The sequence below is a fragment of the Vogesella indigofera genome (genome assembly GCF_003633895.1).
In the GTDB taxonomy this organism is placed as follows: Bacteria; Pseudomonadota; Gammaproteobacteria; order Burkholderiales; family Chromobacteriaceae; genus Vogesella; species Vogesella indigofera.
The window spans coordinates 257,708-270,997 of the sequence record NZ_RBID01000014.1 but is presented as its reverse complement, the minus strand read 5'-3'; the positions used below and the strand labels follow the sequence as shown (position 1 = coordinate 270,997).

General features: G+C 65.6%; 15 protein-coding genes. 3 read left to right on the top strand and 12 right to left on the bottom strand.

Annotated elements, in window-relative coordinates:
• Window positions 1-6: 6 nt before the first annotated feature.
• The 3 genes from C8E02_RS09490 to C8E02_RS09480 form a co-directional block, all read right to left on the bottom strand.
• Window positions 7-1,398 carry an exonuclease domain-containing protein gene (locus C8E02_RS09490; RefSeq protein ID WP_120810568.1) on the bottom strand — a complete coding sequence of 464 codons (1,392 nt, stop codon included), beginning with the start codon at window positions 1,396-1,398 and terminating at the stop codon, window positions 7-9.
• A gap of 75 nt (window positions 1,399-1,473) precedes the next feature.
• Window positions 1,474-2,067, bottom strand: coding sequence for a 3'-5' exonuclease (locus tag C8E02_RS09485; protein ID WP_053068108.1), 594 nt, complete (start codon window positions 2,065-2,067; stop codon window positions 1,474-1,476).
• A 36-nt stretch (window positions 2,068-2,103) separates the two neighbouring features.
• Window positions 2,104-2,745, bottom strand: coding sequence for an RluA family pseudouridine synthase (locus C8E02_RS09480; protein WP_120810567.1), 642 nt, complete (start codon window positions 2,743-2,745; stop codon window positions 2,104-2,106).
• 118 nt (window positions 2,746-2,863) lie between these two features.
• On the opposite strand from C8E02_RS09480, the gene C8E02_RS09475 reads away from it, so the two are divergent.
• A complete protein-coding gene (locus C8E02_RS09475) occupies window positions 2,864-3,574 on the top strand; it encodes an alanyl-tRNA editing protein (RefSeq protein WP_120810566.1) in 711 nt (236 codons plus the stop codon).
• 204 nt (window positions 3,575-3,778) lie between these two features.
• Here the strand turns inward: C8E02_RS09475 and C8E02_RS09470 are convergent, their stop codons facing one another.
• The 9 genes from C8E02_RS09470 to C8E02_RS09430 all read right to left on the bottom strand — a co-directional run bounded on the left by C8E02_RS09470 (window position 3,779) and on the right by C8E02_RS09430 (window position 12,443).
• Window positions 3,779-5,290: a DEAD/DEAH box helicase gene (locus C8E02_RS09470; RefSeq protein WP_047966819.1), complete on the bottom strand. Its 1,512-nt coding sequence runs from the start codon at window positions 5,288-5,290 to the stop codon at window positions 3,779-3,781.
• Window positions 5,291-5,398: 108 nt separating this feature from the next.
• Window positions 5,399-6,313 carry a CobD/CbiB family protein gene (locus tag C8E02_RS09465; RefSeq protein WP_047966820.1) on the bottom strand — a complete coding sequence of 305 codons (915 nt, stop codon included), beginning with the start codon at window positions 6,311-6,313 and terminating at the stop codon, window positions 5,399-5,401.
• A gap of 63 nt (window positions 6,314-6,376) precedes the next feature.
• Window positions 6,377-6,841: a flagellar export chaperone FlgN gene (gene flgN, locus C8E02_RS09460; protein WP_120810565.1), complete on the bottom strand. Its 465-nt coding sequence runs from the start codon at window positions 6,839-6,841 to the stop codon at window positions 6,377-6,379.
• A 15-nt stretch (window positions 6,842-6,856) separates the two neighbouring features.
• The gene (flgM, locus tag C8E02_RS09455; protein WP_047966822.1) at window positions 6,857-7,141 is read right to left on the bottom strand and encodes a flagellar biosynthesis anti-sigma factor FlgM; all 285 of its coding nucleotides are present in this window, start codon (window positions 7,139-7,141) and stop codon (window positions 6,857-6,859) included.
• 75 nt (window positions 7,142-7,216) lie between these two features.
• A complete protein-coding gene (gene flgA / locus C8E02_RS09450) occupies window positions 7,217-7,897 on the bottom strand; it encodes a flagellar basal body P-ring formation chaperone FlgA (RefSeq protein WP_120810564.1) in 681 nt (226 codons plus the stop codon).
• A 127-nt stretch (window positions 7,898-8,024) separates the two neighbouring features.
• A complete protein-coding gene (gene thrC / locus C8E02_RS09445; protein WP_120810563.1) occupies window positions 8,025-9,431 on the bottom strand; it encodes a threonine synthase in 1,407 nt (468 codons plus the stop codon).
• Between the two features lie 5 nt (window positions 9,432-9,436).
• Window positions 9,437-9,781 carry a hypothetical protein gene (locus C8E02_RS09440; RefSeq protein WP_120810562.1) on the bottom strand — a complete coding sequence of 115 codons (345 nt, stop codon included), beginning with the start codon at window positions 9,779-9,781 and terminating at the stop codon, window positions 9,437-9,439.
• Window positions 9,774-11,084, bottom strand: a complete 1,311-nt coding sequence (locus C8E02_RS09435; RefSeq protein WP_047966895.1) for a homoserine dehydrogenase — start codon at window positions 11,082-11,084, stop codon at window positions 9,774-9,776. Before C8E02_RS09435 ends, C8E02_RS09440 begins: the two co-directional genes overlap by 8 nt.
• Before the next feature lie 129 nt (window positions 11,085-11,213).
• On the bottom strand, window positions 11,214-12,443 hold the full coding sequence (locus C8E02_RS09430; protein ID WP_120810561.1) for a pyridoxal phosphate-dependent aminotransferase: 1,230 nt from the start codon (window positions 12,441-12,443) through the stop codon (window positions 11,214-11,216).
• 139 nt (window positions 12,444-12,582) lie between these two features.
• Here C8E02_RS09430 and C8E02_RS09425 point away from each other — a divergent pair, with 139 nt between their 5' ends.
• Together C8E02_RS09425 and C8E02_RS09420 are read left to right on the top strand one after the other, a co-directional pair.
• On the top strand, window positions 12,583-12,951 hold the full coding sequence (locus C8E02_RS09425) for an Mth938-like domain-containing protein (RefSeq protein WP_120810657.1): 369 nt from the start codon (window positions 12,583-12,585) through the stop codon (window positions 12,949-12,951).
• A complete protein-coding gene (locus C8E02_RS09420) occupies window positions 12,951-13,289 on the top strand; it encodes a GlpM family protein (protein ID WP_120810560.1) in 339 nt (112 codons plus the stop codon). Before C8E02_RS09425 ends, C8E02_RS09420 begins: the two co-directional genes overlap by 1 nt.
• The last annotated feature ends 1 nt before the right edge of the window (window position 13,290 follow it).

Below are 13,290 nucleotides of genomic sequence, written 5' to 3'. Positions count from 1 at the left end.
CGCGCGTCACAGCACGCGCAATTCGGCATCGGGCAGCGGCTTGCGCAGAAAGGCCGCCAGCAGCTTGTAGGTATCGGCATCGAAGGTCGGCGTGCCCTGCGGCACGGCCGCTTCCTCGCTGCGCGAGCCGAGATAGCACCAGCGCTCGAACAGGTGTTCCTGCCACTGTCCGGACACCGGATCGGTCTCGCGCACCGCCACCACACCGGGATAGGGCCAGCTTTGCAGCTTCAGCCGCGCCAGCGCCTGCTGCAGGCGCAGGTTGTGGCTGGCCGCGTCCTCGCGCCCGATGCAGGCGCCCTTGCAGCGACCGAGGGCGAAGGCGGAGCAGGCGCCCTTGCGCGCGCCGCGCTTTTCCAGCGCCAGACAGGTCTGGCACAGGCCGTTGCCGGCGCACAGTTCCACCAGCGCCTTCTTGGCTTCCTTCTGGCTGCGGAACAGGCCGAACAGCGTATCCAGCCGCGAGAAGTCGACCTCGCTGGCCAGCACGAGGCGCGGTGTCAGGAAGCCGCTGTCCAGCGGCGTCAGCTGCAGCGAGCACAGCTCCTGCGACAGGCGGCCGCGCAGGTTGTGCAGCGGCTGCAAGGCGCGGATCAGCTGCAATTCCTGCAGTTGCGCACCGAAGTCGCCGACCGTCTCCCGCCATTCGATGCGCTTGATCGGCTCGCCGATACGCACGTCCTTGTGCGGGCGCGGCTCGGCACCGAAATGCGCCAGCACGCGGCGGCGCAGATTGTCGCTGCGGCCGACATACAGCGCCTGGCCGTCGTCGCCGTAGAAGGAGTACACCCCCGGCACGTCCGGCAGCTGCTCCACCACTTCCGGGTCGATGCCCGGCGGCGCGGCCGGCTCCGCCATCAGCGCAGCCGCCCGCACCTCGACCTCGGCCTGGCCGTGCTCGGTGATCGCCTGCTGCAGGAACTGGTACAGCGCGTCGGCATCGGCCAGCGCGCGGTGGCGCTCGGCCTGCACGATGCCGTGGCGCGCGATGATGCTGTCCAGGCTGTGCTTGAAGTGCTGCGGATACAGCAGCCGCGACAACTTGACGGTGCACAGCACCTCGCTGCGGAACGGCAGGTTGAGGCGCTTGAATTCGTTCTTCAGGAAACCATAGTCGAAGCGCACGTTGTGCGCGATCAGCAGCCGGCCGCGCAGCTTGTCCAGCAGCATGGCGGCGATGTCGGCGAATGGCGGCGCATCGGCGACCATCGCGTCGCTGATGCCGGTGATCTGCTCGATGAAGGGCGGGATCGGCTGCCCGGGATTGACCAGCATGTCGAAGCGCTCGACGCGCTCGCCGTCAATCAGGATGACGCCGACCTCGGTCACCCGGTCGCGGCTGATGTGGCCGCCGGTGGTCTCCAGGTCGACAATGGCACAAGGCCGCTCAAACAGCATGCTTACCCCTGACTCCAGTTAATCGTTCCTTCACGCCGCCGCATGGCGATGGCGTTGCGGCCAACCTTGGCCGCATCACGCGCCCGGGCGCAGCGCCTGATAGATGCGCAGCGCCACCCAGGCGTCGTTGGCGGCGTATACCTGCTGCGCCTCGCTCAGCACCTTCGCGCCCCAGTTGGAGGTGGACAGTTTTTTCGACTTGCGGAAATACTGGCCGAACACTCGTGCCACCGCCTGCACCGCGCCGACGGTGATGGTCGGCGAATCGCTCTGGAACAGGCTGCCGACATCCAGCAGCGACTTGCACTCGATGCCGAAGCGGTCGCGCAGATGGCGCTTGTCGGAGCGCAGGTCGAAACCGACCACCAGCACCTCGCCACTGGCCAAGAGCGCGCCCAGCGCCGCCAGCACCTCGGCATCGGACACCGGGAACAGGTAGGCGTGCTCGCTGGTAGCCAGCTGGATCAGGTGCGGGCCGGTGGCCTCTTCGCCCTTGCGGAAGGTTGGCCGCGACTCGGTATCGAAGCCGGCCACCCTCGCCGCGCGCAGCGCCGCGAGCGCCCCCGGCAAGGCGGCGCGATCCACCACCGTGATCTGCGCCGGCCCCAGCGCCGGGAACAGCGGCAGGGTCTTGATCTCGTCTCGGGACAACTGTCTGGTCTGGCTCATGCGCCTCATTTCCTCGGGTTTCGGTTTAGCGTCCGTTCAGAACGGTGCCGCCAGCTGCCACTGCAGCAACTCATCGCTATGTGGATGACGCAGGGCCAGCGACTGCGCGTGCAGCATCAGCCGCGGCGCGGCACGGCCGCCGTACAGCGCGTCGCCGACGATCGGACAGCCCAGCGCCAGCATGTGTACCCGCAGCTGGTGGGTACGGCCGGTCACCGGAGTCAGCAGCACGCGGCTGTCGTCGGCCTGGCGCTGCAACAGCCGGTACTCGGTTAGTGCCGGCTTGCCGGCGGCATCCACCTTCTGTCGTGGCCGCCGCAGCCAGTCGCTCATCAGCGGGAAATCCACCGTCCCGGCCGCGTCCGGCAGCTGGCCGTCCAGCAGCGCGACGTACTGCTTGCTCACCGCGCGGCTGGCAAAGGCCTGGCTCAGCGCGCGCTGCACCGCCAGGCTGCGCGCCAGCACCATCAGCCCGGAGGTCGCCATGTCCAGGCGATGCACCACCAGCGCGTCCGGATACTGCTGCTGCACGCGGTGAATCAGGCAGTCCTGCATTTCGGGCAGCCGCCCCGGCACCGCCAGCAGTCCGGCCGGCTTGGCCACCACCAGCAGCGCCTCGTCGGCGTGCAGCATCGCAACCGCCTCTTGCGGCGGCGTGTAATCATCCAGCGTATGCATGCTTGATTGTGGCGACAACGTCATCATCTATTCTGTTCGCTGACCGCTTGCGGCCAACCTTTGCGCGTAACCATACCGGACGTGCGCCACAAGGCACACGACACCATCAGGGGAAACCATGTCCGAACAATTCAATCTCGACGCCTACCAGCGCACGCTGGACACCCGAGTGCTGCAGCACGACGAGCACGGCCTGGTGCTGGCCGACACCCTGTGCTACCCGCTGGGCGGTGGCCAGCCCGGCGACCGCGCCACGCTGACGCTGGCCGACGGCCGCAGCCTGACCGTCCACGACACCCGCCGCGACAAGGAAAGCCGCCGCATCGTGCACCAGCTCGACGCCGATGCGCCGATGCTGGCGCCCGGCACGCCGCTGACGCTGACGCTGGACTGGGAACGCCGCTACCGCCACATGCGGGTGCACACCTGCTTGCACCTGCTGTCGGTGGTGATCAAGGCCGGCGTCACCGGCGGCAACCTCACCGCCGACGGCGGCCGCCTCGACTTCGACCTGCCGGAAGGCATGCAGCTGGAGCCGCAGGCTATCGAACAGGCGCTCAATGCGCTGGTAGCGCGCGATCTGCCGGTCAGCGTCAAGATGACCAGCGGCGCCGCGCTGCAGGCGCAACCCGAGCTGATCAAGACCATGTCGGTGACCCCGCCGCTGCACCTGCCGGAAATCCGCCTGATCGAGATCGACGGCGTCGACCTGCAACCCTGTGGCGGCACCCACGTCGCCCGCACCGGCGAAATCGGCCGCGTGCTGGTGAAAAAGATCGAAAGCAAGGGCGCACGCAACAAGCGGGTGGTGATCGCCCTCGCAGGCTAGGCGCCGGAAAAACAAACCCGCGCAATACAGCTTGCGCGGGTGAAGGGCGGAACCGCGGCGCTTAGAGCGTGTTCACGATCTTGCGAGCTAGAGCGAGACAAGGCGAAAACGGCTGAGGAAGCGGAGTTGACATGGGGTCAATGAGCATTCCGAGGCCGTTTTCAACGCAGTATCGCCGAAGCGCAGCAGACCGTGGACAGGCTCTTAGCGCTCCTGGTTCACCTTGTAGCGCGGCGGCAATAACAGCGCCGGCACTTCACGCTGCCGTTGCGGCAGGATGCGGCCGCCGATCTCGCCGACGCGCGCCACTTTCAGGCCTTCCTGCGGGTCACGCTGCTCGCGGCTGCGGGTGGCCGCATCGCGCAGATCACGCGGCGCGCGCGGCGCTCGTTCAGTACGCTCCGGACGCTCGCTGCGTTCCGGGCGTTCGCTGCGCTCGGGACGCTCACTGCGCTCCGGCCGTTCGCTGCGTTCCGCCCGCTCGGCGCGCGGTTCGCGTGCTGGCCGCGCGTCGCTGCGCTCGCGCCCGGCGTTGCGGCTGCCAAAGCCGCTGTCGGCGGCGGACGACGCATCGCGGCGCTCGAAACCGTTGACGGTCTGCGGCGGCAGCGTCTGCCGGGTCAGTTTCTCGATGGCTTCGTGCTGCTTGACCTCGTCCGGCGACATCAGCGAAATCGCCACCCCGGAGGCGCCGGCACGGCCGGTACGGCCAATACGGTGCACGTAGTCTTCCGGCGAGTTCGGCATTTCGTAGTTGACCACGAACGGCAGCTCGGAAATGTCGAGGCCGCGCGCCGCCACGTCGGTGGCCACCAGCACCTTCACCTCGCCGCTCTTGAAGCTGTTCAGCGTTTCCAGGCGCGCGCTCTGCGCCTTGTCGCCGTGGATCGCCTCGGCGGCGTGGCCGTCACGCTTCAGGTCGCGCGACAGCTGGTCGGCGGAAATCTTGGTCTTGCAGAACACGATCACCTGGCTCATCTCGCGTTCGCGGATCAGGTGCGACAGCAGCGCGCGCTTGCGGCCGCTGTCGACGGCATACACCAGCTGCTCGACCTGGGCGTTGGTGGAGTTCTGGCGCGCCACCTCCACCGTTTGCGGGTCGTGCATGAAGTCTGCGGCCAACCTTTTGATTTCCGGCGCAAAGGTGGCGGAGAACAGCAGGGTCTGGCGCTGCTTGGGCAGCAGCGACATGATCTTGCGGATGTCCTGGATAAAGCCCATGTCCAGCATGCGGTCGGCCTCGTCCAGCACCAGCACGTCGACCTTGTTCAGCTGGATGGTTTTCTGCTGGATGTGGTCGAGCAGGCGGCCCGGGGTGGCGATCACGATTTCGATACCGCGACGCAGGTCCGCCGTCTGCGGATCCATGTTCACGCCACCGTAGATGGTGGTGCAGCGCAACGGCAGGTGTTTGGTGTAGGCCTTGGCGTTGACGCCGATCTGGTCGGCCAACTCGCGCGTCGGGGACAGGATCAGTGCGCGCACCGGGTGCATCGCCGGCGACACGCTGGGATTGGCAAATTTTTTCAGACGCTCCAGGATCGGCAGCAGGAATGCCGCCGTCTTGCCGGTACCCGTCTGCGCTGCGGCCAACAGGTCCCGTCCGGACAATACCAGCGGAATCGCCTTGGCCTGGATCGGGGTGGCTTCGCTGTACCCCAGTTCATCTACGGCCCGCAAGATTTCGGGCGATAGACCCAGTTCGGCAAAAGACATGTCGGGAACTCCATCAGGGCTGGCGCTGTGCTGCGCCCCGGCCCCTGTTCAATAATCAATTAAAAAGCGAAGCGCCGCCAACACTGGCGGCGCAGCAACAGGCTGTGTTCAGCCGAAGAATGAGATCACGCTGATCAGCAATACCACGAACAGCCACAGCAGCACGGTACGCCATACCAGGCCGACGGCGCTCTTCAGGTAGTTGGGGTCGGCATCGTCGCCGACACCCAGTTCCGGGCGGTATTTCACGGTGTAGTCCTGGCGCAGCGGATCGCCGAGCTTGACGCCCAGTGCGCCAGCCGCCGAGGCCAGCAGAATGCCGGTCGCGTAGTTGCCCCAGGTCTTGGCCTGCGAGCGCCAGCAATACACCGCGTCCTCGAAGTCGCCCATCACCGCAAAGCTGGCCGCGGTCAGGCGCACCGGAATCCAGTCCAGCCATTCGCCGGCTCGGCGCGAGAAACGGCCGAACAGGTCGTCGTCGCGGGCGCCCCACTTCTGCGCCAGCATCTGCGTGGCACGGTACAGCACGGCACCGGCCGGACCGGGCAGCAGCACGAACCAGAACATGGTGCCGAACACGTGGCGGTAGCTGTCCAGCACGCCCTGCTCGATGGCCAGCCGCGAGACTTCCTCGATCGACAGCTCGGAGGTCGGCTGGTTGGTCCAGCGTGCCAGCTCCTTGCGTGCGTCAAAATCCCGCCCCTCGCCCAGTGCCAGCGCGATTTCGGAAAACGAGCCCGAGAAATGGCGGAAGCCCATGGTCAGGTACAGCACCAGGATGTTCCACAGCAGGGCAAACAGCGGGCTGGCTTGGTACAGCGCGTAGTACACCGCCATCACCACCGCCACGACCGGCAGCACCGCCACCACCCAGGCCAGTACGCCGTGCCGGTTGTAGCCGGCATTCAGCGTGCGTTCCAGATGGTTGGCATAACGGGTAAACACGCGCCATACCCGGTTGCGGTTACCCAGGGGGCGCAATTGTTCCAGAGCCAGTGCAACGATAAGGGAGATCAGGGTCATGAATTAACGCAGACGCAAGAGATGAACTCGCGAGGGAAGATAACACAAAAACAACAATCGCTGTCAGGCAGAACCCAGACGGCGCGACGCGGCCAGCGTGGCGGCGAAGTTGCCGTCGCGGCCGTAACCGTCGATGGCCTTGGCTTCCTCGCGCAGCGCGGTCAGCGCCTCGGTGGCAAAGGTCATCCGTTCCGCCGCCATCACGGCATTGCTGTCGTTCAGCGCCTGCACCTTGGCCAGCTCGTGCTCCAGCGCCATCCAGGCTTGCTGCAGCGCCGGCTCGGCGGCGGACAGCCACGAGAGGAAGGCGGTCTTGCCGTCCAGCTGGTGCGCGGCCAGCAGCGCCAGGCGCTGCGCCTTGCTGTCCTGCAGCAGCTGCAGTTGCTGCTGCTTGCTGACGGCGCAGGCGTCCAGTTTCAGCGCGTCAAAACGCACGATCGCGCGCTGCTCTTCTTCCAGCAGCGACAATAGCGCATGCAGTGCCGCCGTTTCCTGCTGGCACTGCTGTAGGAACAGTTCGCTTGGCATCACGCGTTTCCGCTATCAGCCGGCCAGCAACTCGCGCGTGCTGGCGATCAGGCTGTCGGCAATGGCTTCCGGATTGATCTTGAATTCGCCGGCGGCAATGGCAGCCTTGATGGCGGCAACCTTGTCCGCATCGAAAGCCTCGGCCGCCTGCGCCGCCTTGGCGAGTCCCTGCGAGCTGATGGCGACGCTTTCGCTACGCGATGTGGCGCCCGACGCCGTGGTGGCCACGTCTTCCTTCTTGGCAGCACGTACCGGCGCGCCATAAGCCGCCGCTACCTTGCCCGAATTGTCGATTTTCATATGTCACCCGCCCGACAAAAAGTTTTGTAATCTGAAGTCATTATCGCCTGAAAATGCAAAAACTTGACTATTTTTTCAGGGTGCCGCGATCAGCACGCTCAGATCTTCCTGCACCACGCCCGAGATCACCTTGCCGGACGGTACCCGCACATTCAGCCGTTCACCGACGGCGGCATTGCCCAGCGCCACCGCGTCGCTGCCGATGGCAAAGCCGTTGCCCTGTACCAGCACCCGCACCGGCTGATTGGTCTTGATCACCAGCGGCAGGCGTAGCTGGCTTTCGCGCAGCAGGCTGCCGGCCGGCAGGGTGCTGCGCAGCGCCTTGCCCACGATCAGCGCCGGATCGCGCACCGCCTGCAGCGCCAGTGCGCGATTGCTGACCGGCATCAGCTTGATGTCGCCTAGCTGCAGCACCTCGCCGGCGCGCAACTGCCGGGTGGTGACGTAGCCGACGCTGAGCTGGCTGGCGGTCACCGGTAGCAGGATGCGCCAGCCCTGCCCGGCACAGGCCAGCTCCAGCGCCGTGAACGGCGGCTTCTGGCCGCCGGGCCAACCAGCCGTCGGCGGCTGCGCACAAGCGGGCAGCCGCAAACGCGGATCGGCCTTGCCGGCCTGGTAGCGGAAGCCGTCACTACCGGCCTCGGCCTCGGCAAACGCCGTTGCCACCTGCTCCAGCTGGCGCAGATCCTGCACCCCGGCGGCGCTGGCAAACAGGCTGAGCAGCAGCAGGCCGTACAACAATGGATTTCGCATCATCCGCCCATTGTACCCGCGTCATCCTGCCTTGCAAAAACGGTTGCCGACCTGCGCGGCTGCCGGGCAGCGGACAACAAAAAGCCCCTGCCATTGGGCAGGGGCTGGGATGTGGCAGGGGCGGACTGGCTCAGGCCAGCTTCTGCTCGATATAGGTCTTCACCGCCGCGGCGTCGGCATCGAATACCGTCACCCGTTGCGGCAGGTCTTCCAGGCCGTCGAAGCCGTCCGGACGCGGCGCGTCGCGCCCCAGCGCCTCGCGAATGGTGTCGGCGAACTTGGCCGGCAGCGCCGTTTCCAGGCAGACGACGGTTTCGCCCGGCAGGCGCACTTCACGTGCAACCTTGATGCCGTCGGCGGTGTGGGTATCCACCACCACGCCATCCTCGGCATCCACGGCGCGGATGGTGGCCAGCCGGTCGGCGTGCGTACTCTTGCCGGACACGAAGCCGAACTGCTCGCGTACCGCGCCAAGGTTGGCCGCAAGGTCGAAACCGTTGCCGCTGTCCACCTGCGCCCACAGCGCCTTGACCTGCGCGCCGTCACGGCCGACCAGATCGAAGATGAAACGCTCGAAGTTGGACGCCTTGGAGATGTCCATCGACGGGCTGGAGGTGACCCAGGTGTTGGCGGTGCCGCGCGGCGCGTACTTGCCGCTCTTGAAGAACTCGTCCAGCACGTCGTTTTCGTTGGTGGCCACGATCAGGCGCTGTACCGGCAGCCCCATCTGTCGCGCGATGTGACCGGCGCAGACGTTGCCGAAGTTGCCGGACGGCACGCAGAAGCTGACCTGTTCGTCGTTGCTGCCGGTGGCGTTGAAGTAGCCCTTGAAGTAGTACACCACCTGCGCCACGATGCGCGCCCAGTTGATGGAGTTGACGGTACCGACCTTGTACTTGGCCTTGAAGGCATGATCGTTCTGCACCGCCTTCACGATGTCCTGGCAATCGTCGAACATGCCACGGATGGCAATGTTGTGGATGTTGGCATCCTGCAGGCTGTACATCTGTGCGCGCTGGAACGGGCTCATCAGGCCGTCCGGGCTGAGCATGAACACGTTGATGTTCTGCTTGCCGCGCATCGCGTACTCGGCGGCGGAGCCGGTATCGCCGGAAGTGGCGCCGAGGATGTTGAGCTGCTCGCCCTTTTTCGCCAGCACGTACTCGAACAGGTTGCCGAGGAACTGCATCGCCATGTCCTTGAACGCCAGCGTCGGGCCGTTGGACAGCTCCAGTATCACCAGACCGTCGGAGAGGCGCTTCACCGGGGTGATCGCCGCGCTACCGTACACCTCGGCGGTGTAGGTGCGGTCGAGGATGTCCTTGAGGTCGGCCGCCGGAATGTCGGTGGCGAACAGGCTAATGATCTCGAAGGCGAGGTCGGCGTAGGACAGGCCACGCCAGGCGTCCAGCTGCGCGCGGCTGATCTGCGGGTAGCTTTCCGGCAATGCCAGGCCGCCGTCCGGGGCCAGCCCCATCAGGATGGTGTCGGAGAATTCAAGCGGCGCCATGCCGCCACGGGTGCTGATGTATCGCATGTTGTTTATTTAACCAGTTGATCCAGACATTGCAGTCCGACATTGAGCAGGCGCCGTTTCCAGGCCGGATCCTGCGCCACGCCCTTGCCCTTGCTGACTGCATCCAGCAATTCGTCGTCGCTGAGGCCGCTGACGATGCGTTCGCCGGCGCAGCTGCAGTAGGCGCTGGCCGCCGCCGGGCTGCTGAGCAGGCTTTTCAGCAGCGGCTCCTGCCCGGCCTTGGCCAGGCAGGCGGAGGTCAGCAGCTGTATCACCGGCTGGCGCGGGATCGCGCCAGCACTGCCACTGGCACCGTTGCCGGCGCAAGCCAGCGCCGGCAGCAGCAACAGCAGCCAGCCACCCTTAGCCATTCAGTTCTTCCATGCGCAGGCGCACCACCTTGCCGGCAACGCTGTCCAACGCCTCGATGGCGGCGATCGCCTTGTTGGCGGACTTCTCCACCACACGGTGGGTCAGGATCACGATCTCGGCGGAACCGTCGGTGGCGGAGCCCTTCTGGATCAGCGCTTCGATCGAGATGTTGTTCTCCGCCAGCAGGCGGGTGATGTCGGCCATCACCCCGGCGCGGTCGGCGGCCTGGATGCGCAGGTAGTAGCTGCTGACCACTTCGCCCATCGGCAGGATAGGCAGGTTCTGCAGCTGGTCCGGCTGGAACGCGAGATGCGGCACGCGGTGTTCCGGATCGGAGGTCAACAGGCGCGCGACATCGACGATGTCGGCCACCACCGCCGACGCGGTCGGCAGCGCACCGGCGCCCGGGCCGTTGAACAGCGCCTGGCCGATGGCATCGCCACGCACCAGCACCGCGTTCATCACGCCGTTGACGTTGGCGATCAGCTGGTCTTCCGGGATCAGCGTGGGGTGCACGCGCAGCTCGACACCGGCGGCGGTGCGGCGGGTCAGGCCCAGCAGCTTGACACGGTAACCCAGTTCTTCCGCGTACTGGATGTCCTTGCCTTCCAGCTGGCTGATGCCTTCCAGATAACAGTTGTCGAAGTTCATCGGGATGCCGAACGCGATCGCCGCCATGATGGTCAGCTTGTGACCGGCGTCGTGGCCTTCCACGTCGAAGGTCGGATCGGCTTCGGCATAGCCCAGCGCCTGCGCCTCTTTCAGCACGTCGCCGAAATCGGCGCCTTTTTCGCGCATTTCCGACAGGATGAAGTTGGAAGTGCCGTTGATGATGCCGGCCAGCCACTCGATGCGGTTGGCGGACAGGCCTTCACGCAGCGCCTTGATGATCGGGATGCCGCCGGCCACCGCGGCCTCGAACGCCACCATCACGCCCTTTTCCTGGGCGCGGGCAAAGATCTCGTTGCCGTGCATCGCCAGCAGTTTCTTGTTGGCGGTGACCACGTGCTTGCCGTTGTCGATGGCCTTGAGCACCAGCTCCTTGGCGATGGTGTCGCCGCCGATCAGCTCGACCACGATGTCGACTTCCGGATGGTTGACCACCTGGAAGGCGTCATCGACCAGCGGCACGCCGTCGCCGACGACTTCGCGCGCGCGCGCCAGATCGCGGTTGGCAGCCATGAACAGGCGGATCTCGCGTCCGGCCCGGCGGCTGATCTCTTCCGCGTTGCGCTTCAATACGGTGGCGGTACCGCCACCGACTGTCCCCACTCCCATCAGACCAATGTTGATCGGTTTCATGCTGAACTCCAAAGTGTTATTGATTTGTCCCTGGCGCAAGGCGTCCAGTGCGGCCAACCGTGGCGGGCCGTACTCGGCGTCCTGCCGCGTGCAAAAAAGGGGAGCCCGCGGCTCCCCTTTGCATCACGATCAGGCGGTACCGTGTTGTTTGCGGTAGTTTTCCAGAAAACGCGCGATACGGCCAATGGCCTCGGTCAGGTCGTCGCTATTAGGCAGGAATACCACGCGGAAGTGATCGGGGGCAACCCAGTTGAAGCCGCTGCCCTGCACCAGCAACACCCGCTCCTGCTGCAGCAGTTCCAGGATGAACTGCTGGTCGTCCTCGATCGGATACACCGCCGGGTCCAGGCGCGGGAACAGGTACAGCGCACCCTGCGGCTTGACGCAGCTCACGCCGGGAATCGCGGTCAGCAACTCCCAGGCCAGATCGCGCTGCCGCGCCAAGCGCCCGCCCGGCGCCACCAGATCGTCGATGCTCTGGTAACCGCCCAGCGCGGTCTGGATCGCGTACTGCGCCGGCACGTTGGCGCACAGCCGCATTGAGGCCAGCATGTTGAGGCCCTCGATATAGTCCTTGGCGTGGCGCTTTTCGCCGGCGAGGATCATCCAGCCGGCACGGTAGCCACAGGCGCGGTAGTTCTTGGACAGGCCGTTGAAGGTGCACACCAGCAGGTCCGGCGCCAGCGAGGCAATGGAAGTGTGGGTGACGCCGTCGTACAGCACCTTGTCGTAGATTTCGTCGGCGTAGAGGATGAGGCCGAACTCGCGGGCGACCTCGACCAGTTGCTGCAGGATGTGATCCGGGTACAGCGCGCCGGTCGGGTTGTTGGGGTTGATCACCACCAGCGCCTTGGTGCGCGGCGTGATCTTGGCGCGGATGTCGGCGATCGACGGCAGCCAGCCCTCGGCCTCGTCGCACAGGTAGTGCACCGGGTGGCCGCCGGCGAGGCTCACCGCAGCGGTCCACAGCGGATAGTCCGGCGCCGGCACCAGTACCTCGTCGCCGTTGTCGAGCAAGGCCTGCATCGCCATCACGATCAGCTCGGACACGCCGTTGCCGATGTAGATGTCTTCCATGCCGACGTTGGGAATATGCTTTTGCTGCGCATAGTGCATGATCGCCTTGCGCGCGGCGAACAGGCCCTTGGAATCACAATAGCCGGACGCATTCTGCAAATTGGCGATCACGTCTTCGATGATCTCGTCCGGGGCGAAAAAGCCGAATGGCGCCGGATTGCCGATATTGAGCTTGATGATGCGATGACCTTCTTCTTCCATGCGCTTGGCGTGCTCAAGCACCGGGCCGCGAATGTCATAGCAGACGTTGGCAAGTTTTTGTGATTTCTGGATAGGCTGCATGGGCACTGTTACCACTGGCTGGGGGTCGGTTCACGATATGTCGCAAGCGCAATGCAGGGCATGCACCGCTTGCGGGCAAGGTATAATCCTATCCCAATACGTGGTGCACTGCACCAGCTTCTCACGCCAGGATGACATCATGAAACTTCACGAAGCCAACACCGCCGGATCCAACCTGTTCACCGCCTCCGGCGCCGGCCATGTCGAGATCAACAAGGTGCGCCACGAGGGCAGCCTGATCGTCACCGCCGACAGCATCACGCCGTGGCGCCCGGCCCGTTTCGAGGATTTCAGCGACGCCGACTTTGCTGCGGTGCTGGCCAAGCAGCCGGAACTGGTGCTGCTGGGCACCGGCAACAAGCTGCGTTTTCCGCACCCGAAGCTGTACGCGGCGCTGACCAATGCCGGCATCGGCGTCGAGGTGATGGACACCGCCGCGCTGTGCCGTACCTATAACATCCTGCTGGCCGAAGGCCGCGGCGTGGTCGCCGCGCTGCTGCAGGACTGATGCTGGCGCTGTTCGCCAAGTGCAGCCTCGGCGCATTGGCGGTCCTGCTGATCGCGCTGCTGTCGCAGTCGCGCGCCTTTCACATTGCCGGCCTAGTGCCGCTGTTTCCCACCTTCGCGCTGATCGCGCACTACATTGTCGGCAGTGAACGCGACGCGCTGGCCTTGCGCAGCACCGCGCTGTTCGGGCTGTGGTCGCTGCTGCCCTACGCGCTGTATCTGCTGGCGGTGTACTGGCTCAGCACCCGCACCACGCTGGTGCCGACGCTGCTGCTGGCCACGCTCGCCTGGCTGCTGGCCGCCGCCCTGCTGCTGTGGGGCACTCGGCTGATGAGCTGAA